This window comes from Stenotrophomonas bentonitica (assembly GCF_002887735.1).
Lineage (GTDB): Bacteria > Pseudomonadota > Gammaproteobacteria > Xanthomonadales > Xanthomonadaceae > Stenotrophomonas > Stenotrophomonas bentonitica_A.
The window spans coordinates 409,390-428,932 of the sequence record NZ_PKQP01000003.1; the positions used below are offsets into that span (position 1 = coordinate 409,390).

Annotated in this window: 17 protein-coding genes and 1 riboswitch; of the genes, 6 read left to right on the plus strand and 11 right to left on the minus strand. The window is 67.2% G+C overall.

Going from position 1 to position 19,543, the window contains the following annotated elements:
* Positions 1–58 precede the first annotated feature (58 nt).
* From C0R07_RS08990 to C0R07_RS09015, 6 genes are all read right to left on the minus strand, one after another.
* Positions 59–1,024 (minus strand): SDR family NAD(P)-dependent oxidoreductase, encoded by a 966-nt coding sequence (locus C0R07_RS08990; protein ID WP_070426232.1) that lies wholly within the window; start codon positions 1,022–1,024, stop codon positions 59–61.
* A gap of 87 nt (positions 1,025–1,111) precedes the next feature.
* Positions 1,112–1,420 carry a helix-hairpin-helix domain-containing protein gene (locus tag C0R07_RS08995; protein WP_019185615.1) on the minus strand — a complete coding sequence of 103 codons (309 nt, stop codon included), beginning with the start codon at positions 1,418–1,420 and terminating at the stop codon, positions 1,112–1,114.
* A gap of 35 nt (positions 1,421–1,455) precedes the next feature.
* Positions 1,456–2,379 (minus strand): ParB/RepB/Spo0J family partition protein, encoded by a 924-nt coding sequence (locus tag C0R07_RS09000; protein WP_019185614.1) that lies wholly within the window; start codon positions 2,377–2,379, stop codon positions 1,456–1,458.
* Positions 2,379–3,176: a ParA family protein gene (locus C0R07_RS09005; RefSeq protein WP_019185613.1), complete on the minus strand. Its 798-nt coding sequence runs from the start codon at positions 3,174–3,176 to the stop codon at positions 2,379–2,381. The genes C0R07_RS09000 and C0R07_RS09005 overlap by 1 nt, the downstream gene beginning before the upstream one ends.
* 201 nt (positions 3,177–3,377) lie before the next feature.
* A complete protein-coding gene (rsmG, locus tag C0R07_RS09010) occupies positions 3,378–4,016 on the minus strand; it encodes a 16S rRNA (guanine(527)-N(7))-methyltransferase RsmG (RefSeq protein ID WP_102788711.1) in 639 nt (212 codons plus the stop codon).
* Between the two features lie 117 nt (positions 4,017–4,133).
* A complete protein-coding gene (locus tag C0R07_RS09015; RefSeq protein WP_102788712.1) occupies positions 4,134–4,733 on the minus strand; it encodes a 4'-phosphopantetheinyl transferase family protein in 600 nt (199 codons plus the stop codon).
* Between the two features lie 90 nt (positions 4,734–4,823).
* Here C0R07_RS09015 and C0R07_RS09020 point away from each other — a divergent pair, with 90 nt between their 5' ends.
* Positions 4,824–5,075: a GlsB/YeaQ/YmgE family stress response membrane protein gene (locus C0R07_RS09020; RefSeq protein WP_019185610.1), complete on the plus strand. Its 252-nt coding sequence runs from the start codon at positions 4,824–4,826 to the stop codon at positions 5,073–5,075.
* A 55-nt stretch (positions 5,076–5,130) separates the two neighbouring features.
* On the opposite strand, the gene xth is transcribed toward C0R07_RS09020, so the two are convergent.
* Positions 5,131–5,901: an exodeoxyribonuclease III gene (gene xth / locus C0R07_RS09025; RefSeq protein WP_019185609.1), complete on the minus strand. Its 771-nt coding sequence runs from the start codon at positions 5,899–5,901 to the stop codon at positions 5,131–5,133.
* A 258-nt stretch (positions 5,902–6,159) separates the two neighbouring features.
* Here xth and C0R07_RS09030 point away from each other — a divergent pair, with 258 nt between their 5' ends.
* Together C0R07_RS09030 and C0R07_RS09035 are read left to right on the plus strand one after the other, a co-directional pair.
* Positions 6,160–6,393, plus strand: coding sequence for a hypothetical protein (locus tag C0R07_RS09030; RefSeq protein ID WP_102788713.1), 234 nt, complete (start codon positions 6,160–6,162; stop codon positions 6,391–6,393).
* A 249-nt stretch (positions 6,394–6,642) separates the two neighbouring features.
* On the plus strand, positions 6,643–7,158 hold the full coding sequence (locus tag C0R07_RS09035; protein WP_102788714.1) for a PH domain-containing protein: 516 nt from the start codon (positions 6,643–6,645) through the stop codon (positions 7,156–7,158).
* 22 nt (positions 7,159–7,180) lie between these two features.
* Here the strand turns inward: C0R07_RS09035 and C0R07_RS09040 are convergent, their stop codons facing one another.
* From C0R07_RS09040 to C0R07_RS09050, 3 genes are all read right to left on the minus strand, one after another.
* Positions 7,181–8,596, minus strand: a complete 1,416-nt coding sequence (locus tag C0R07_RS09040) for a coniferyl aldehyde dehydrogenase (protein WP_102788715.1) — start codon at positions 8,594–8,596, stop codon at positions 7,181–7,183.
* Between the two features lie 179 nt (positions 8,597–8,775).
* Entirely contained in the window at positions 8,776–10,431 is a 1,656-nt protein-coding gene (locus C0R07_RS09045; RefSeq protein ID WP_102788716.1) for an MFS transporter, read from the minus strand.
* Positions 10,432–10,492: 61 nt separating this feature from the next.
* Positions 10,493–11,920: a DcaP family trimeric outer membrane transporter gene (locus C0R07_RS09050; protein ID WP_102788717.1), complete on the minus strand. Its 1,428-nt coding sequence runs from the start codon at positions 11,918–11,920 to the stop codon at positions 10,493–10,495.
* A gap of 382 nt (positions 11,921–12,302) precedes the next feature.
* Between C0R07_RS09050 and acs the strand changes: the two genes are divergently transcribed.
* From acs to mntP, 3 genes are all read left to right on the plus strand, one after another.
* Positions 12,303–14,246, plus strand: coding sequence for an acetate--CoA ligase (gene acs / locus C0R07_RS09055; RefSeq protein ID WP_070426241.1), 1,944 nt, complete (start codon positions 12,303–12,305; stop codon positions 14,244–14,246).
* A gap of 145 nt (positions 14,247–14,391) precedes the next feature.
* A complete protein-coding gene (locus tag C0R07_RS09060; RefSeq protein WP_019185603.1) occupies positions 14,392–15,057 on the plus strand; it encodes a response regulator transcription factor in 666 nt (221 codons plus the stop codon).
* Positions 15,058–15,243: 186 nt separating this feature from the next.
* A riboswitch (yybP-ykoY riboswitch) is annotated at positions 15,244–15,334 on the plus strand.
* Between the two features lie 88 nt (positions 15,335–15,422).
* Positions 15,423–16,001 (plus strand): manganese efflux pump MntP, encoded by a 579-nt coding sequence (gene mntP / locus C0R07_RS09065; protein ID WP_102788718.1) that lies wholly within the window; start codon positions 15,423–15,425, stop codon positions 15,999–16,001.
* A gap of 32 nt (positions 16,002–16,033) precedes the next feature.
* Here the strand turns inward: mntP and C0R07_RS09070 are convergent, their stop codons facing one another.
* Positions 16,034–19,483 carry a hybrid sensor histidine kinase/response regulator gene (locus C0R07_RS09070; RefSeq protein ID WP_102788719.1) on the minus strand — a complete coding sequence of 1,150 codons (3,450 nt, stop codon included), beginning with the start codon at positions 19,481–19,483 and terminating at the stop codon, positions 16,034–16,036.
* Positions 19,484–19,543: the final 60 nt, after the last annotated feature.

The window sequence follows — 19,543 nt, forward strand, 5'->3', positions numbered from 1 at the left end:
AAAAGAGCGCGCATTTTCCGCACCCGAGGTTATCCGAAGATGAATCGAGGCGTGTGTGTCAGGCGTGATCCCCGAAATAATCCCGGCACCAGGCCACCACCGGCGGCAGACCGCGCTCGATCGGCATCGCCGGCTCGTAGCCGAACGCGTCATGCGCCCGCGTGGTATCGGCCATCGTGCGGACCATGTCGCCGGGCTGCATCGGCTTGTAGACCTTCTGCGCCGGGCGTCCGGCGGCGGACTCGATGACCCCGATGAAGTGCTCCAGTTCGATCGGCGTGTGGTTGCCGAGGTTGAACACCCGGTGCGGCACCGTGTCGCTGGACGGATGCGCCAGCGCGCCGAGGATGCCATCCACGATGTCGGAGACATGTGTGAAGTCGCGCTGCATTTTTCCGTCGTTGAACACGTCGATCGGGCGGCCGGCCAGGACCGCGCGCGAGAACAGCAGCGGCGCCATGTCCGGGCGGCCCCACGGGCCGTACACGGTGAAGAAGCGCAGGCCGGTGGCATGCAGGCCGAACAGCTGGGCGTAGGTGTAGGCCATCAGCTCGTTGGCGGCCTTGGTCGCGGCGTACAGCGAGCGCGGCTTGTCGATGCGCTGGTCTTCGGAGAACGGCGGGGTGGCCGAATCGCCGTACACCGAGCTGCTCGAGGCATACACCAGATGGGCCACGCCGCGGTGGCGGCACAGCTCCAGCATGTTGACGAAGCCGGTCAGGTTGCTGTCGACGTAGGCATGCGGGTTTTCCAGCGAGTACCGCACGCCGGCCTGGGCGGCCAGGTGGATGACCCGGGTCGGCTGCACCTCGTCGAACAGCGCGGCCAGGCCGTCGCGGTCGGTCAGGTCGAGCACGCGGATATCGGCCTGCGGGCACAGCGCAGCCACGCGATCGCGCTTGATCTGCGGATCGTAGTAGTCGTTGTAGTTGTCCAGGCCGACGACGCGCTCACCGCGCGCGAGCAGGGCCTTGCAGGTGTTGGCGCCGATGAAGCCGGCAGCGCCGGTCACGAGAATGGTCATGGGGTCCGTCCGTCCTACTTGCCACGTATCAATACAGTGCTTTCCCGGGACGCCCGCGTGGCGTTGCACACGTCCCGGTGGTCCGCTTCACCAGAGGCTGAGCGGCGCTTCCTTGGCCAGGGTGGCCTTGCGTTCCTTGCTGAAATCCCACCACGGCCGCGGCGCTTCGCCCTGCATGAAACGCAGCACCGACAGGAATACATCGATCACGCAGGGGTCGTGCATCACCCCCGTGCGCAGGCACAGCTGCGCGTACATGTCATAGGCATCGCGACCGCGCAGATGCGCTGGCACGCGGATGCCGATCAGACGGAGATCTTTCTCACAGGCCGGCCCGACATTCGGCAGGTCGGTCAGACGCAACAGATGGTTGCGGTCGACCTTGGTGGGGTTCATTGCTGGGGGGAAATCCTCTGACGCCTGCGGGGGACTCAGCCCTTCTGTGCGCGAAGTCGGTCGAGCACGCCATCCAGCGTGTCCAGGTCGGTGTAATGGATGATCAGCTTGCCCTTGCCGCCGCGGCCGTGGTTGATCGCCACGCGGGCGCCCAGCGACTCGGACAGTTCGGTTTCCAGCGAGGCGATGTCGGCCTGCGGTGCAGCGGCGGAGGGCTTCTTGCGCAGCGCGCCGGGCACCTTGCCGGCAGCGAACTGCTGCGCGCGGTGTTCCACTTCGCGTACCGACCAGCCCTGGTCGGCCGCTTCCTGGGCCAGCTTGCTGGCCAGTTCCGGCGCCAGGGTCAGCAGGGCGCGGGCATGGCCCATTTCCAGCCGGCGGGTTTCCAGCAGAAGGCGGATCGCGATCGGCAGCTCCAGCAGGCGCAGCAGGTTGGACACCGCCGCACGCGAGCGGCCCACGGCCTGGGCGGCCTCGGCATGGGTCAGGGCGAATTCGCTGATCAGCCGCTGCAGGGCTTCGGCTTCCTCGAGCGGGTTGAGGTCTTCGCGCTGGATGTTCTCGATCAGCGCCATCGCGATGACCGTGCGGTCTTCCAGCTCGCGCACCACCACCGGCACTTCGTCCAGGCCGGCCAGCTGCGACGCGCGCCAGCGGCGTTCGCCGGCCACGATCTCGAAGCTGTCCGGGCCGAGCTGGCGGACCAGGATCGGCTGGATCACGCCCTGGGCCTTGATCGACTCGGCCAGCTCGGCGAGCTTGGTTTCGTCCATGTCGCGGCGCGGCTGGTATTTGCCCGGCTGCAGATGGCCCACCGGCAGCTTGCGCAGGAGTTCACCCGGCTGCGGTTCGACCACGGCCGCTGCCTGCACCTGTGTCACCGCCCCCTTGGGCCCCAACAGCGCGTCGAGGCCACGGCCGAGGCCGCGTTTCTTGCCGAGGGCAGGCTTGGTGCTCATCAGGCGGTCTCCATGGCCTTGTCGGCCTTCTTGCGTTGGTTGTTGCGACGGATGATCTCGCCGGCCAGGCCGAGATAGGCAACGCCACCGCGCGAGGCACGGTCGTACCCGACGATGCTCTGGCCATGGCTGGGCGCCTCGGCCAGGCGGACGTTGCGCGGCACGATGGTGCGGAACACCTGCTCGCCGAAGTGCTCGGTCAGCTCGGCCGACACGGCATTGGCCAGGTTGTTGCGCACATCGAACATGGTGCGCAGCACGCCCTCGATTTCCAGCGCGGGATTGAGGTTGGCGCGCAGCGCTTCGATGGTTTCCACCAGCGCGCTCAGGCCTTCCAGCGCGTAGTACTCGCACTGCATCGGCACGATCACCGAATCGGCGGCGGCCAGCGCGTTGAGCGTCAGCAGCGACAGCGCCGGCGGGCAGTCGATCAGGATGTAATCGTATTCGTCGCGGATCGGGGCCAGCGCGCGCTTGAGGCGCTGCTCGCGCTCGCTCTGGTCCATCAGCTGGATCTCGGCGGCGGTCAGGTCGATGTTGCCCGGGAGCAGGTCGAAGCCCTCCGGCGTCTTGACCCGGACCTCGGCTGCGGTGCTTTCGCCCAGCAGCAGATCACAGGTGGAAGCGGCGACTTCGCGCTTGTCCACGCCGCTGCCCATGGTCGCATTGCCTTGGGAATCGAGGTCGACAAGAAGCACGCGCTTGGGTGCAGCAGCCAGGGAGGCGGCCAGATTGACGGCGGTCGTGGTCTTGCCGACGCCACCTTTCTGGTTGGCGATGGCGATGATGCGGGCCATGCGGGTGAGCCTCATCGGCAGGGAGTGGGACTGGTCATTATGCGTATATGGGGCGTGTCATGCACTGTGAGATGCGCGGCAGGCACGCGCCGCAATGCCGCAACGACGCCCACGGGCACGCCGATGGCACCGCACGGGGCCACCGCGGGAGGGCGTCGGGACGACGCTGGGGCGGGCGATGCGGGCGCGGGAGTCACCGGCTCACGGGCCGGTGACCACCACCAGATGGCGCTCGCCGGTCAATCCAGGGACGCTCAACGGCAGCACCTGTTCGACCGACCAACCGGCCGGCAGCTGCGCGATCTCGTCGTGCGGGTACACGCCTTTCATCGCCAGCAGGCGGCCGCCGGGGCGCAGCAGGTGCCCACCGACCCGGATGATCCCGGCCAGGGTGTCCATCGCGCGCGCGGTCAGATAGTCATAGGCGGCCGGTTCGGCCAGCGCCTCGGCGCGCGACTCGGCTACGCGGGCGTTGCCCAGGCCCAGCTGGCGCACGGCCTCGCGCATGAAGCGGGCCTTCTTGCCATTGCTTTCGACCAGGGTCACCTGCAGCTGCGGGCGCGCGATCGCCAGCGGGATGCCGGGCAGCCCGGGGCCGGTGCCCAGGTCCGCCAGGGTGCCGCTCTCCAGGTACGGCTGCATCGCCAGCGAATCGAGCAGATGGCGGGTGACCATCTCCAGCGGGTCGCGGATCGCGGTGAGGTTGTAGGTGCGGTTCCAGCGGTCGAGCAGGGTCAGGTAGGTCAGCAGCGGCGGTGCCAGCGCGGCGTCCAGCTGCATGGCGGCCAGGCCGCGCTCAAGCGCGTCGGCCACGCCAGCGGGGAGGATGTGTTCAGTCATGGCACCATTATCGCAGGTCGGTAGAGCCGACCGTTGGTCGGCTGCCGCTGCTCGCATACCTGACCGTTGGTCGGCTGCCTCCGCCCGCACACCCAATCGCTGGCCACGCCCTCGATCTCACACCGCATGCCAGGCCAGCGCCGCGCGGAAATCATCCGCCGCCTGCCACTCATGCAGGTGCCAGCGCTCGGCGGGCCCCAGTTCCGGGTCGCACCAGGCCAGGTGCAGGCCTCCGTCGATGCCGGGGGCCAGCTGCAGCCGGTGCAGACCAAACGAGATGCCCTGCCCCTGCGCCTTCAGCAGCGCCTCCTTGGCGCACCACACCCGGAAGAACCAGTGGTTGCGGGCGTTCTCGTCCAGCGATTCCAGCCAGGCGATCTCGGCCGGGTGGAAGAAGCGCTGCACGATCTCCAGCATCCGCGGGCGCGGGCGCAGCGGTTCCAGGTCCACGCCCAGCCGCACCCCCTCACCCATCGCGACCAGCAGCAGGCCGTGGCTGTGACTCCACCCGGTGCCCACATGGGCCAACGGGCCATGCAGCGCCGGGCGGCCACGCGGGTCACGCTGCAGCGGCAGGTCCTGCGGCGCCCCGCCCAGCTGCTCGGCCAGCAGGACCCGGGCCTGGGGCTCGCCGCGGGTGCCCGGCACATGCGGCAGGCGCCAGACCGTGACCGGGCCGAAGCGCCAGGGGCCGTCCAAGGTCGCAGGCAGGGTCATGCCACGCCCCCGCCATGCCGGCTGCACGACGACTTCACGGGGTGTGCCGTCAACTGCACAGGTCGCATCCGCACAGAGGGAGTCAACGCTATGGGCATCATCATCTGGTTGATCGTCGGCGGCATCGTGGGCTGGCTTGCCAGCATCATCATGAAGCGGGACGCGCAGCAAGGCATCATCCTCAACATCGTGGTCGGCATCGTCGGCGCGCTGATTGCCGGCTACTTTTTCGGCGGTGGCATCAATGAAGCGATCACGCTGTGGTCGTTCATCTATTCGCTGATCGGCGCAGTCATTCTGCTGGCGATCGTGAATCTGTTCACCCGTAAAAGCATCCGCTGACGCGCTAACGTACTTCATTCGATCAACAAGGCCCGGCACTGCCGGGCCTTGTTGTTTACGGCGCCAGTTCTACCCACGCCGGGGCATGGTCGCTGGGGCGCTCCCAGGTGCGCGGCTCGCGGTCGATGCCCGAGGCCAGCGCGCGCGCCTTGAGCGCGTCGGAGACCAGGGTCAGGTCGATGCGCAGGCCCAGGTTGCGACGGAAGCCGGCCGCCCGGTAATCCCACCAGCTGAACACGCCTTCTTCCTCGCTGTGCAGGCGGAACGCATCGTGCAGGCCCAGCTGCAGCAGCTTGTTCAGGGCGCCGCGCTCGGCGGTGGAGGTCAGGATGTGGTTCTCGTTCCAGACCAGCGGGTCGTGCACGTCGCGGGCATCGGGGGCGATGTTGAAGTCGCCCATCACCACCAGTTCCGGGTACCTGGCCAGCTCGGCCTCGACCCAGGCATGCACGGCCTCCAGCCAGCGCAGCTTGTAGGCGTACTTGTCGGTGCCGACGTCCTGACCGTTGACGACGTACAGATTGATGATGCGCACGCCGTTGACGGTCCCGGCGATGACGCGCTTCTGCTCATCCTCGAAACCGGGAATGCCGATCTGCACGTCCTGCGCCGGTTCGCGCGAGAGCAGCGCGACGCCGTTGTAGGTCTTCTGCCCGGCAAACACGCTGCGGTAGCCCAGCCCGGCCAGCACCGCGTCGGGGAACTTGTGGTCCTCCATCTTGGTTTCCTGGATACCGACCACGTCCGGCGCGAACGCCGTGAGCCATTGTTCCAGGTGCGGCAGGCGCACGTTGAGCGAATTGACGTTCCAGGAGGCGATTTTCATGCGGGCATTCTACCGGTAGCCACCGACCGTTGGTCGGTGGGCGCACGCCCTGCCGGCTGCTGGCCGGCAGGCTCTCGCGTCCGGGCACCCAGATTTTTGCCACACGCCTGCGTCCCCCGCTAGGCTGTGGCCCACCCCCGGCAGCGCAGATATTCAATGAACGCAGATGCCTTCGTAACAAGGTGGTACGCGGAGAAAGCGAACCTGCTCGCCATGGCATGGACCCCAGGCACGGCTTGCGCAGAAAGGATCGCCGCGATGGACCTGTCGCCCGAGCAGACCCAGCTGTTGCGGGAGATGCTCGATGTCTTCACCACCGACACCCTCTACACCCTGCTGCTCGGGTTGGATGGCAGCGCCGCGCTGGGCGGTGACCAGCGCCACTACACCCTGCTGGACGAGGACGGTTCGGTGATCGCCGAGGAAGGCGATCTGGAAGCTGCGGCCCATGCGTGGTTCCACGAAGACCGATCGCCGCAGCCGGGGGGTTGAGGGTGCTTTGCGCCACATGACCTGATTGACCCGCAGCGCCACTCGCTAGCGGAGGCGCCGGGGCCAGCGGCGCAACACGTTGTCCAGTGGCCAAGGGAATATCACACTGCAAATGTTGCAGATGAATCGCAGTTCTGTAGGTGCTTTCGCACATGAAAGCGAGGAGCTTCCCCACTTGCATCGCTGTCGACTGGAGGAAGATTCTCGAGATGTCGCCCGTGACCGCGACATATGCCCGAAGGAGCATTCATGCCCACTGAATTCGCGATCCACGCGTTGAATTACAAGACCCTCGCTGCGGTGCTGCTGATCGGCGTCGTCCCGCTACTGTTGGTCGGCGCGGCGGTCTACTTCCTCGGGCAGGACAGGATGTCCCAGTTGGCCGCGCTCGGCGCCACCTCTCTGGCCGTCATCATCGGCCTGCTTGGCGTCTGGCAACTCAGCGCGATCCGGCTGACGGCGGACGCCACGACCCTGACCGTCGGTGGCGGCGCGTATTCCGTTTCCGTTCCGATGGCACAGATCGATCATGCCGGCGCGCGACGGCGGCTGCCCGGCAGCGATGACACTGCGTTGGGTCTACGCACCAATGGCATCGGCATGCCGGGCCTTTCACTGGGGTGGTTCCGCACCGGCAAGGGGAAAGCATTTGCAGCAGTGACCGATCCCGCGAAGGTGGTGATCCTGCCGACGACGGCCGGTTACACGCTGCTGGTATCCCCGGAGGATCCCGACGCGTTCCTGGCCACGCTCAGGCGTCTGTAGCGGGCGTCCATGCCGGCGGCCCTCACCGCACCATCGCCTTCAACATCCCGGCGATCTTCGAATACGGCGGCTTGAGCAGATCGCTGGCGGCCCAGCGCGACTGCCACAGAATCGGCAGCTGCTTGCTCATCGCATCGAACCCGGCGCGCGCGTGGTACGCGCCCATGCCACTCGGGCCGACCCCGCCGAACGGCAGGCCATTGACCGCGAAATGCAGCAGGGTGTCGTTGACGGTGACGCCGCCGACCACGACCTGCGCCAGCACCCGTTCCACCTGCGAACGTTCGTGACTGAAGACGTACAGCGCCAACGGGCGGTCACGGGACTGCACCTCTGCGATGGCGGCGTCCAGATCCGGATACGCGCAGACCGGCAGGATCGGACCGAAGATCTCTTCGCGCATCAGCGCCAGGTCCGCCGGCGGATCGAGCACGATGGTCGGCACGATCAGCCGCTCGCGCTGCGCACGCTCGGGATCGACCGTCGCCAGTTCGATCACCGGCACGCCCCGCGCGCGGGCCTCCTCGAGATAGCCACGCAGGCGCTGGTACTGGCCGTCGTGGATGATCCGGGTGTAATCGGCGGCGTCGCTGAAATCGCCATAGCGCGCCTGCACCTGCGTCTGCAGCTGCTGCACCAGTTCGCGCTGGCGATGGCCGTCGATCAGCACGTAGTCCGGCGCGATGCAGGTCTGGCCGGCATTGAAGAACTTGCCGGTGGCCAGCCGCGCGGCCGCCTTCTCCAACGGGTAATCGCTGCAGACGATGGCCGGAGATTTGCCCCCCAGCTCCAGCGTGAGCGGGGTCAGGTGCTCGGCGGCCGCGGCCATGACCTTGCGGCCGATGGCGGTGGAGCCAGTGAACACCAGGTGGTCCAGCGGCGAGCCGGCCACGGCGCTGGCAAGGTCTCCATCGCCCTGCACGACCGCCACGCGATCGGAGGGGAACACCTCCGCCAGCAGCGACTGCAGGAAGGCGCTGGTGCGCGGCGTGTGCTCGGACGGCTTGAGGATCACGTGGTTGCCGGCGGCGATCGCGGTCGCCAGCGGAATCAACGCCAGGTTGACCGGGTAGTTCCAGGGCGAGATCACCCCGACCACACCCAGAGGAACCGGCCGGGTCTGGGCGCGTGCCGGCCAGAACCGCCAGCCGACCCCGACCCGGCGCGGCCGCATCCAGCCGCGCAGGTGGCTGCACAGATGGTCGATGTCGCCGAGCACGGTCATGCCGTCGGCGATCAGCGATTCGTGGGTGGAGCGGTGGCCGAAGTCGGCCGAGATCGCCGTGGCCATCTCCGGCAGGCGGGCCTTGAGGGCCGCGCGCAGGCGCTGCAGGGCATCGCGGCGCTGTTCCAGCGTCGGGCGGTTGGCCTGCCAGGCGGTACGTAGGCGCTGCAGGATCGCGGGAAGCGCGGCAGGATCGGTGTGGGCATCGCTCATGGGCCGACTATAGCGGCAGGCTGCGTGATGGCGGGATCGGTAGTGCCGGCCGCTGGCCGGCAGCCATGCACGCGTCTCCGGAATCTCATGCAGAGCCGGCCAGCGGCCGGCACTACCCAGGACACAAAAAGGGCCGCGATTCGCATCGCGGCCCCTTCGTCCTGCCGTGTGGATCACCGTTACTTGGTGATGTCCACGTCCTTGGTTTCATGCAGGAACAGACCACCGACCACGACCGTCATCAACGCGATGATGATCGGGTACCACAGGCCGTAGTAGAGGTTGCCGGTACCGGCCACCAGTGCGAACGAGATCGCCGGCAGGAAGCCACCGAACCAGCCGTTACCGATGTGGTACGGCAGCGACATCGAGGTGTAGCGGATGCGGGTCGGGAACAGCTCGACCAGGTAAGCGGCGATCGGGCCGTAGACCATGGTCACATACAGCACCAGCAGCCACAGCATGAAGATCGTGCCGGGGATGTTGATGCGCGCATTGTCGGCCTTGGCCGGGTAACCGGCGGCACCCAACGCACCCTTGAGCTCTCCGCCGAAGGCATCACCCTTGGCCTTGAGGTCTTCCTTGGTCAGGCCTGCAGCCTCGTAGGAGGTCACCGCGGTGGTCCCGACGTTGACCGTCGCCAGCGTACCAGCCGGTGCCGGCTTCACTTCATAGGGCACACCGGCTTTGGTCAGGGCCGCGGTGGCCACGTCGCAGGAGCTGGTGAACTTGCGCAGGCCAACCGGATCGAACTGGAACGAGCAGGTGTTCGGATCGGCATTGACCAGCGCCGGCGAGTTGGTGCGGGCTTCTTCGATGGCCGGGTTGGCGAAGTGGGTCAGGCCCTTGAAGATCGGGATGTAGGTGATCGCGGCCAGCAGACAGCCGGCGAGGATGATCTTCTTGCGGCCGATACGGTCGGACAGCCAGCCGAAGAAGATGAAGAACGGCACGCCCAGTGCCAGGGCTGCGGCGATCAGCAGATAGGAGGTGGTGGCGTCGACCTTGAGCATGCTGCTCAGGAAGAACAGCGCGTAGAACTGGCCGCCGTACCACACCACGGCCTGGCCGGCTGCGGCACCGAGCAGGACCAGCAGCATCAGCTTGAGGTTGCCGTCCTTGAGGCTGTCACGGAACGGGGTCTTGGAGCCCTTGCCTTCCGCCTTCATCTGCTGGAACAGCGGGGATTCGCTCAGCTGCAGGCGGATCCACACCGAGATGCCCAGCAGCACGATCGAGACCAGGAACGGAATACGCCAGCCCCAGGCTTCGAACGCTTCATTGCCCAGGAAGTAGCGGCAGGCCAGGATGATCAGCAGCGACATGAACAGGCCGAGCGTCGCGGTGCACTGGATGAAGCTGGTGTACAGGCCACGCTTGTCGGCCGGTGCGTGCTCGGCGACGTAGGTTGCGGCACCACCGTATTCGCCACCCATCGCCAGGCCCTGGGCCAGGCGCAGGATGATCAGGATCACCGGGGCGGCGAAACCGATCGAGGCGTAGTTGGGCAGCACGCCGACCAGGAAGGTCGAAATGCCCATGATCAGGATCGTGACCAGGAAGGTGTACTTGCGGCCGATGCGGTCGCCGAGGCTGCCGAAGAAGGCCGCGCCGAACGGACGCACGAAGAAGCCGGCCGCGAACGCCAGCAGGGCGAAGATCATGCCGGTGGTTTCATTGACACCGCTGAAGAACTGCTTGGCGATGATCGCGGCGAGCGAGCCGTACAGGAAGAAGTCGTACCACTCGAAGACGGTCCCCAGGCTGGACGCGAAGATGACCTTCTTGTGTCCCTGGGTGAGTTGGGCTTTCGCCGGTGCAGGTGTTGTTGACATGGGACGCTTCCCCTCCGAAGCAATCGTTGTTGGTAGGTGCCGACCGTTGGTCGGCACGCATTTAGAAGCTGTACTTCGTAGTGAACTGCAGGCGGCTGATATCGCCCTTGCGGCCATCCTCGATCTCGCGCACGCCGTACATCAGCTCGGCGCCGACATCGACCTTGGGCATCGGGGTGTAGAACACGTTGCCGCGGATGCTCTGCACGCTCTTGGTGACCAGCGGGCCCAGGCTGCCGTCGTTGTCGTAATCACTGCGCGCGTAGATCAGGTTGGTGCGCAGCTTCGGGGTGAAGGCGTGGCGCCAGCCCACATAGCCTGCCAATACGCCGGTCGGGTTGAGTTCGTCACGGGCGATGTCATACGCGGTATCGGCGGTGACGCCCAGGCCGATGTAACGCGCGATGCCTTCACCACCGGTGACCTGGTAATGCAGCGTATCGGTCGGGCCCATCACCCACTTGCCGCCGAGGGTAAGGCCGCCGGCGATCTTGTCCGCATCGGCACCGGTGGTCTGGTTGTCGACCTTCAGCTGGCGAACCACGCCACCCACGCCGAAGGTGCCCCAGTCGCCCTTCCAGCCGTAGCGCAGGGTCAGATCCGGCAGTGCGCCACGGTCGGAATTGCTGGCCACGTTGGTCCACGCGCCGGTGACCGGGTTGCGGGTGCCGGTGAGCAGCGTGGTTTCCGGATTTTCCAGCGCGACGCTGAAGCCGCCCTGGGTGTAGCGGATCTGGGCCTGGCGCACGAAGATCACGCCATCGGTCGGGCCAACGAAGTCGGCCGCTTCCGGCAGCGAAGCCGCGTCCATGAAGTTCGACCAGGTCTGGCCGGCCATCCAGTTGTTCCAGTACATGTAGGCGTGACGCAGGGTCGCACCGTAAGTATTGGTCGCGGTCTGGTTGCCCAGCGAGTTGCCGAAGAAGTCCATCTCGAAGAACGCACCGGACTTGTTGCCGGCCTCGCTGACATTGTCGATGCCGAGATTGAAGCGCGAGAACTTGGCGTGGGCGTTGTAGTCCACGTCCGAGCGCTTGCCGCTGCCGCCGGCACCGGCCACCGGGGTCTGGCCCGGCAGGTACAGCGCGCGGCCGGTGGCATCGTCGGCCAGCTGGCCGTCGCCGGTCTGGGTGGCCAGGAAATCGGCCTTGATGAAGCCGCCGATCTTGACCGTGGTGCCCGGTGCGGCGCCCGGGGTGATGGTGGTGACCTGGATCGGCTGCTTGCCGGCCGGCACGGTGGCTGCCACCGGTTGCTGCGCCTGGACCGTGCGCACGGCGGTGACATCGGTCTGGGCCTGGCTGATCTGGGCCTGCTGTTGCTGCTGGTTGTTCAGCAGCAGCTGGACCTGGCGCTCGAGCTCAACAACGCGGGCTTCCAGCGCTCTTTCTTTTGCGGTTTCAGCGAACGCCATGCCTGGCGCGATCAGTGCGACGAACAGGGCGGCGGCCAACGGCCGGCGTGTCGTCCTCAGCAAACGGTGGCTCATGTTGCCCTCTCTCCCGGGTGGCAAGGTGATGCCGCGCATGGGGCACGGTCGAGCCGAGGGTGCGGCGCGTTGACGCACCGAAGCTATTGGCCATTAGTCGTACTCGCCCCAAGGGGCGAGTACGACCCGGGCGCCGGCAGGGGACCGGCAGGTGCCGCAGGCACCGCGCAGGTACCGACCGTTGGTCGGTACGCCTTGCCTCACGACCAGCAGTCGTGAGCTACCGGGCTAGACGGCCCTCTCATACCAGGGCATGCGGCGTTCGACCATGGTCTAACCACCTCGACACCGCGCAGGCGGGTGGATGCGGCAAACTGAGGGGGAGAGGTCGCCGCTTATGCTGCGACCGCACAACCCAAGTCAACGTGCAAGTGAGGGTGCCATGGCTGATCTTTACCCCGTCGACGCCGCGTTCGCCGCGGCATCGCGGATCGACAGGAACACGTACCAGCAGCGCTACCGTGAATCGGTGGAGCACCCGGACGCCTTCTGGGGCAAGGCCGCCGAGCGCCTGGACTGGTTCAAGAAACCGACCCGCATCAAGAACGTCAGCTACCAGCTCGATGATTTCCGCATCAAGTGGTTCGAAGACGGCGAACTCAACGCCAGCGTCAACTGCCTGGACCGGCAGCTCGACAAACGCGGTGACAAGGTCGCCCTGCTGTTCGAACCGGACAGCCCCGATGCACCCGCCCAGGGCGTGACCTACCGCGAGCTGTATGAGCGCACCTGCCGCCTCGGCAACGCGCTGCGCAACCTCGGCGTCAAGAAGGGCGACCGGGTCACCATCTACCTGCCGATGATCGTCGACGCCGCCGTGGCCATGCTGGCCTGCGCACGCATCGGTGCGATCCACTCGGTGGTGTTCGGCGGCTTTGCCCCGAACTCGATCGCCGACCGCGTCATCGACTGCGGCAGCAAGCTGATCATCACTGCCGATGAAGGGCTGCGCGGTGGCAAGAAGATCCCGCTCAAGGCCAACGTCGATGCGGCGCTGAAGCTGCCCGGCACCACCACCGTGGAAACGGTGCTGGTGGTGCGCCACACCGGCGGCGCGGTGGACATGCAGGCCCCGCGCGACCGCTGGTTCCACGATGTGGTGGACCCGCAGCCGACCCAGTGCGAGCCCGAGCGCATGAATGCCGAGGATCCGCTGTTCATCCTCTACACCTCCGGCTCCACCGGCAAGCCCAAGGGCGTGCTGCACACCACCGGCGGTTACCTGCTGTATGCGGCCTACACCCATGAAGCGGTGTTCGACCTGCGCGAGGACGACATCTACTGGTGCACCGCCGATGTCGGCTGGGTCACCGGCCACAGCTACATCGTGTACGGGCCGCTGGCCAATGGCGCGACCTCGGTGATGTTCGAAGGCGTGCCGAACTTCCCGAACACCTCGCGCTTCTGGGAGGTGATCGACAAGCACCAGGTCACCATCTTCTACACCGCCCCGACCGCGATCCGCGCGTTGATGCGCGAAGGCGATGCACCGGTCAAGCGCACCTCGCGCAGTTCGCTGCGCCTGCTCGGCAGCGTCGGCGAGCCGATTAATCCCGAAGCCTGGCGCTGGTACTACGAGGTGGTCGGCGACAGCCGCTGCCCGATCGTGGATACCTGGTGGCAGACCGAAACCGGCGGCATCCTGATCTCGCCGCTGCCCGGCGCGGTCGATCTCAAGCCAGGCTCGGCCACCCTGCCCTTCTTCGGCGTGCAACCGGCGCTGGTCAATGCCGATGGCGAGATCCAGGAAGGCGCGACCGAAGGCAACCTGATCATCCGCGATTCGTGGCCGGGCCAGATGCGCACCGTGTACGGCGACCATCAGCGTTTCATCGACACCTATTTCCGCACCTATCCGGGCAGCTACTTCACCGGGGACGGCTGCCGTCGCGATGAGGACGGCTACTACTGGATCACCGGCCGCGTCGACGATGTGATCAACGTTTCCGGCCACCGCATCGGCACCGCCGAAGTGGAAAGCGCGCTGGTCTCGCACCCGAAGGTGGCCGAGGCGGCCGTGGTCGGCTTCCCGCACGACATCAAGGGCCAGGGCATCTATGCTTACGTGACCCTGATCGCCGACGAGACGCCGAGCGAGGAGCTGCACAAGGAACTGGTCGCCTGGGTGCGCAAGGAGATCGGGCCGATCGCCGCGCCCGACCACCTGCAGTGGGCCCCTGGCCTGCCGAAGACGCGCTCGGGCAAGATCATGCGCCGCATCCTGCGCAAGATCGCCGAGAACGCGCCGGATCAGCTCGGCGACACCTCGACCCTGGCCGATCCGTCGGTCGTGGCCTCGCTGGTGGAAGAACGCAAGGTGAAGTGAGGGGTCCGCAAGCGGACCGTGGGCCCCTTCTCACGATCACCCACACCCCCGCCGCCGCGCGGCCGCCCCCTGACTCAGGGGGCTGCCGGCTCGATACACTCGTTCCGTTTCAGCGTGTTACCCCTTTCGCAACATGGCCCCCACCATGCCTACCCTCCTGATTGCCGATGACCACCCGCTGTTCCGCGAAGCACTTCGCGGCGCCGTGAGCCGTGTCATCCCCGGCGTGCAGCTGTACGAAGCGGACAGCGTGGAAGCGCTGTACCAGCTGGCCGACCAGCACACCGACGCCGACCTGGTCCTGATGGACCTCAACATGCCCGGTGCGCAGGGCTTCAATGCGCTGGTGCACATGCGTGCCCTGCACCCGCAGCTGCCGGTGGTGGTGGTGTCCGCGCGCGAGGAGCCGACCGTGATGCGCCGCGCGCTCGACCATGGTGCGTTCGGCTTCATCCCCAAATCCGCCGATTCGGACACGATCGGCCACGCCTTGGGCACCATCCTCGATGGCGAGACCTGGGCCCCACCGGAGGCGCACAACGTGCCGCCGACCGGCCGCGAAGAGCGCGAAATCGGCCAGCGCCTGCGCGAGCTGACGCCGCAGCAGTTCCGGGTGCTGCAGATGCTCGGTGCCGGCCGCCTCAACAAGCAGATCGCCTACGACCTCAATGTCTCCGAAGCGACGATCAAGGCCCATGTCACCGCGATCCTGCGCAAGCTGGGCGTCACCAACCGCACCCAGGCGGTGCTGATGGCCGGCAAGCTGGCCATCGATGACGAGCAGATCGTGTTGCCGCCGGAGGAAGAGTGAGGGCACCGCGCGGATCGGTGGCGTAGAGCCGACCGTTGGTCGGCTGCAGAGCCCGATCACGCCGTGCAGCCGACCAACGGTCGGCTCTACCCGCCACGGCTTATAGCCGGGGCTATGAAATCCAGCGTGACCTGCGCAATTGCCGGTAAACGCGCCACGCCACAACCCCGGTGCTAAGCTTCGCGTCCCCTTGGGGAGTAGCCGGATTCCTGCTGCAGGAATCGCCCGCATCAACATACTCGGCCAGTGCGCCGTGGTGCGGGCAACCATCATGGTTGGCGAGACCAGCGGTCCGCGTGCGCAACGACAGGTTGGGCGCGTTCGCGGTCCGTTGCTCGATATCGCCCGACCTGCCGCGTACCCCAATGTCGCCTGTTTCGATCCTGCTGATCGGCTTTGCCATGTCCACCGATGCCTTCGCCGCGGCGATCGGCAAAGGCGCGGCGATGCGCAAGCCCCGTTTCTCCGACGCGCTGCGCGCCGGCCTCATTTTCGGTGTCATCGAAGGCATCACCCCGGTGATCGGCTGGCTGCTCGGCCGCGCCGCGCTGCAGTACGTGGAGGCCTTCGATCACTGGATCGCTTTCGGCCTGCTCGGTGCGCTGGGCGTGCACATGATCATCAATGGCCTGCGCCCAGACGACGGCGCGGACGACGAGGACACCAGCAAACACCATGGCTTCTGGCGCCTGGCGGTGACCGGCTTCGCCACCAGCATCGATGCGATGGCGGTGGGCATCGGCCTGGCCTTCCTCGATGTGCATATCGGCGTGATGGCGCTGATCATCGGCCTGTGCACGCTGACCATGGTGACGATGGGCATCATGCTCGGCCGTGTGCTGGGCGGCATGGTCGGCAAGCGCGCGGAGATCATCGGCGGCCTGATCCTGATCGTCATCGGCTCGACCATCCTGTACGAACATCTCAGCGGCGCCATGGCCTGACCGCCTGCCGTCGCCCCCCAGGACGCCCGCGGCTAGAGATCGCCGCGGGTGTCGTGGAAGGCCGCCAGGAAGGCGCGCAGCGAGGCCGGCTTGATCGGCTTGGTCAACAACCGGTAGCCACGGTCGCGCGCCATCCGCTTGAGCTCATCGCGGCCATCGGCAGTGAGCAGCGCGCCGGGAATCGCACGGCCGGCCTTCTGGCCCAGCGCCACCAGCGTATCCAGCCCATCCAGGCGGTCATGCAGGTGGTAATCCACCAGCATCACATCCGGGCGCTCGACGACTTTCTCCAGCGCCTGGTCGACGGTACTGGCAGTGATCACCTGCACCTGCCAGCGCCCCAGCAGCGCGCGCATGCCGTCCAGGATTTCCTGGTCGTTGTCCACGCACAGCACGCGCATCCCGGCCAGCGAATCGGCACGGGTGACCGGGCTGGGCGCCGGCGAGGACGTCGCGGCCGGCAGCTGCGGTGCGGCCACCAGGGGCAGCAGGATCGAGAACATGCTGCCGCTGCCCACGCGGCTGCGGGCGTTGAGGCGGTGATCGAGCAGGCGCGAGATGCGCTGGCAGATCGACAGGCCCAGCCCCAGGCCCTGCTCGCCCCAGTCGAACGGCTGCTGGTAGCGGTGGAACTCGTCGAAGATCTGCTGCATGTGGTGCTCGGGGATGCCCGGGCCGGTATCCCAGACCTGCAGCTCCACTTCCGGCCCGCGATGGCGCACGGCCAGCACGATGCGCCCCTGGCGGGTGTAACGCAGTGCGTTGGCCAGGAAGTTCTGCAGCACGCGCCGCAGCAGGCGGCGGTCGCTGCGCACCCAGGCCGGGCGTGCGAACAGATCCATGCGCAGGCCGCGCCCGGCGGCGACGGGCGAGTACTGCGCCGCCAGCTCGCGCATCAGCAGGCTGACATCGAAATCGCTGATCACCGGGTGCAGGCCGCCGGCGTCCAGGCGGGAGACATCCAGCAGGCCATCCAGCAGCTCCTCGGCCGCGCGCAGCGAGGCATCCACGCGCTCGGCCAGGTGCCGCTGCTCTTCGTTGTTGTGGTGGCTCTCACGCAGCGCCGAGGCGAACAGGCGCGCGGCATTGAGCGGCTGCAGCACATCGTGGCTGATCGCCGCCAGGAAGCGCGTCTTGGACTGCTGCGCCATCTCGGCCTCGTGCGAGCGCTCGGCCACGCGCTGCTCCAGCGTCTCGTTGGCTTCCAGCAGCGCGCGCTCGGCGTGTTTGTAGTCGGTGATGTCGTTGTAGCTGGTGACATAGCCACCGCCGGGCAATGCCTGGCCGCGCATCTCGATCACTTTGCCGTCGCTGCGGGTGCGCTCGAAGATGTGCGGCGAACCGGCGCGCATGTAGCCGATGCGGCGGTTGATCTGCACCTCGATGTCGCCCTCGCCCAGCTCGCCACGCTCGGCGTTGTAGCGGATCAGGTCGGCCACCGGGCGGCCGACGTAGAGCATCCCGTCGGGGTACCCGAACATCTGCTGGTAACGGCGGTTCCAGGCGGTCAGGCGCATGTCCGGGTCGACCACGCTGACCCCGGCACTGATGTTCTCCAGCGTGGTGGAAAGAATCTCGCGGTTGAAGCGCAGCTCCTGCCCGGCTTCGTCGAGCACCGCCACCACTTCCCCCAGGTCCATGCCCGAGCCGCGCAGCAGGCTGGTCAGCAGCAGGCGTGCGGAGGCGGCGCCGATCGAGGCCGCCAGCAGGCGCTCGGTGAACTGCACCCACGCCCGGTCCGCCGGCGCGGAGGCCTGCAGCTCGCGATCCATCGACTGCGCCTGCTCGAAGAAGGACCGGCGCGCATGGCGGTCACCGACCACCCGTGAGGCCAGCGCCAGCAGATCGCCCACATGCACGTTGCCGGGCCACACACCGGCCACCGAAGGCCGCTGCGCGTACGGGTCCAGGAACGGCGCGGCACGCAGGCGCTCGTCCACGCCCGGGCGCCAGCGCACGGAAACCAGCACCATCGCCGCGACATTGACCAGCAGCGACCAGAACGTGCCATGGGTCAACGGGTCCCAGCCGCTCATGCCGAACAGATGCTGCGGCTGCAGCCAGCCGATCCCGAACGGCCCGTGCACCAGCCAGGCCTCGTCCATCCAGCCGGCATGCGTGAGCGCGGGCAAGAGCAGCGTGTACACCCAGGTGGCGAAGCCGAGCAGCATGCCGACCTCCACGCCCCGACGGCTCGCTCCCCGCCAGTACAGGCCGCCGATCAAGCCCGGCGCGAACTGCGCCACGGCGGCGAAGGCCATCAGCCCGTACGAGGCCAGGGTGCTGTCGTTGCTGCTGCCGCGGTAGTAGCTGTAGGCGACCAGGGCCAGCAGCAGGATCGCCGTGCGCCGGATCCAGAGCACGCGCGAGGCAACGTCGGCCGCCTCCTGGTGGTCGCCACTGCGGCGCAGCAGCACCGGCATCACCAGATCGTTGCTGACCATGGTGGCCAGCGCGATCGAGGCCACGATCACCATCCCGGTCGCGGCCGAGAAACCGCCCACGTAGGCCACCAGCGCTAGGAACTTGCGCCCCTCGGCCAGCGGCAGCGCCAGTACCATGCTGTCGTCGGCGACGCTGCCGCCGGTGCCGAACAGGGTCACGCCAGCCGTGGCGATCGGAATCACCATCGCCGAAATGATCACCAGGTAGGCCCCGAACATCCAGCGCGCGCGGCGGATGTCGCGCACGTCGCCGCACTCCACCACCGCTACATGGAACTGACGCGGCAGGCAGATGATCGCCAGGAAGCTGAGCAGCGTCTGCGAGATGAAGCCGACCGGTGGCAGGCCGGTGAACAGCGTATGCGCGGACTCGATCACCGCATCGGTGCGGTCGTTGAGCCACAGGTAGGCGAACAGGCCCAGCGCCACCATCGCGATCAGCTTGATCATCGATTCCAGCGCGATCGCCAGCATCATGCCGTGGTGGTGCTCGGTGGCGTCCACCTGGCGGGTGCCGAACAGCGTGGCGAACAAGGCCATCAGCAGCGCCACGTACAGCGCCGGGTCGGTGAAGAAGCCGGTCGGGCCGACGTTGCCGGTCAGCACCTGCAGGCTCATCGCCACGGCTTTGTACTGCAATGCCAGGTACGGCACGATACCGATCAGTGCGATCACTGCCACCAGCGCGGCCAGGCGCCGCGAGCGGCCGAACCGCGAAGAGATGAAATCGGCGATGGACACCACGTTCTGGCTGCGTGCGATCAGTGCCAGGCGCTCGATGATGCGCCAGCCGAACACCCACAGCAGCAGCGGCCCCAGGTAGATCGGCAGATAGCCGATGCCGTTGCGCACCGCCGTGCCGACCGCCCCGTAGAACGTCCACGACGAGCAGTACACCGCCAGCGCCAGGCTGTAGACCACCGGGCGCAGCCATGGCCGGTCCGGATACATCGGGCGGCGGTCGCCCCACCACGCCACGGCGAACAGCAGCGCGGCGTAGACCACCGAGACCAGCAGCAGGATCCAGCTAGAAACCACAGGGTTGTTTCCGCAAGAGCAGCCCGCAGTGTAGGCCACGACCGTTGGTCGTGGCGCTAC

Coding starts and splice junctions, on each gene's coding strand:
- acs (WP_070426241.1), top strand. CDS start 12,303: ATGGCTGATCTTTACCCCGTCGACGCCGCGTTCGCCGCGGCATCGCGG.
- xth (WP_019185609.1), bottom strand. CDS start 5,901: ATGAAAATCGCCTCCTGGAACGTCAATTCGCTCAACGTGCGCCTGCCG.
- C0R07_RS09005 (WP_019185613.1), bottom strand. CDS start 3,176: ATGGCCCGCATCATCGCCATCGCCAACCAGAAAGGTGGCGTCGGCAAG.
- mntP (WP_102788718.1), top strand. CDS start 15,423: ATGTCGCCTGTTTCGATCCTGCTGATCGGCTTTGCCATGTCCACCGAT.
- C0R07_RS08995 (WP_019185615.1), bottom strand. CDS start 1,420: ATGAACCCCACCAAGGTCGACCGCAACCATCTGTTGCGTCTGACCGAC.
- C0R07_RS09030 (WP_102788713.1), top strand. CDS start 6,160: ATGGACCTGTCGCCCGAGCAGACCCAGCTGTTGCGGGAGATGCTCGAT.
- C0R07_RS09000 (WP_019185614.1), bottom strand. CDS start 2,379: ATGAGCACCAAGCCTGCCCTCGGCAAGAAACGCGGCCTCGGCCGTGGC.
- C0R07_RS09050 (WP_102788717.1), bottom strand. CDS start 11,920: ATGAGCCACCGTTTGCTGAGGACGACACGCCGGCCGTTGGCCGCCGCC.
- C0R07_RS09035 (WP_102788714.1), top strand. CDS start 6,643: ATGCCCACTGAATTCGCGATCCACGCGTTGAATTACAAGACCCTCGCT.
- C0R07_RS09015 (WP_102788712.1), bottom strand. CDS start 4,733: ATGACCCTGCCTGCGACCTTGGACGGCCCCTGGCGCTTCGGCCCGGTC.
- C0R07_RS09040 (WP_102788715.1), bottom strand. CDS start 8,596: ATGAGCGATGCCCACACCGATCCTGCCGCGCTTCCCGCGATCCTGCAG.
- C0R07_RS08990 (WP_070426232.1), bottom strand. CDS start 1,024: ATGACCATTCTCGTGACCGGCGCTGCCGGCTTCATCGGCGCCAACACC.
- C0R07_RS09060 (WP_019185603.1), top strand. CDS start 14,392: ATGCCTACCCTCCTGATTGCCGATGACCACCCGCTGTTCCGCGAAGCA.
- C0R07_RS09045 (WP_102788716.1), bottom strand. CDS start 10,431: ATGTCAACAACACCTGCACCGGCGAAAGCCCAACTCACCCAGGGACAC.
- C0R07_RS09020 (WP_019185610.1), top strand. CDS start 4,824: ATGGGCATCATCATCTGGTTGATCGTCGGCGGCATCGTGGGCTGGCTT.
- rsmG (WP_102788711.1), bottom strand. CDS start 4,016: ATGACTGAACACATCCTCCCCGCTGGCGTGGCCGACGCGCTTGAGCGC.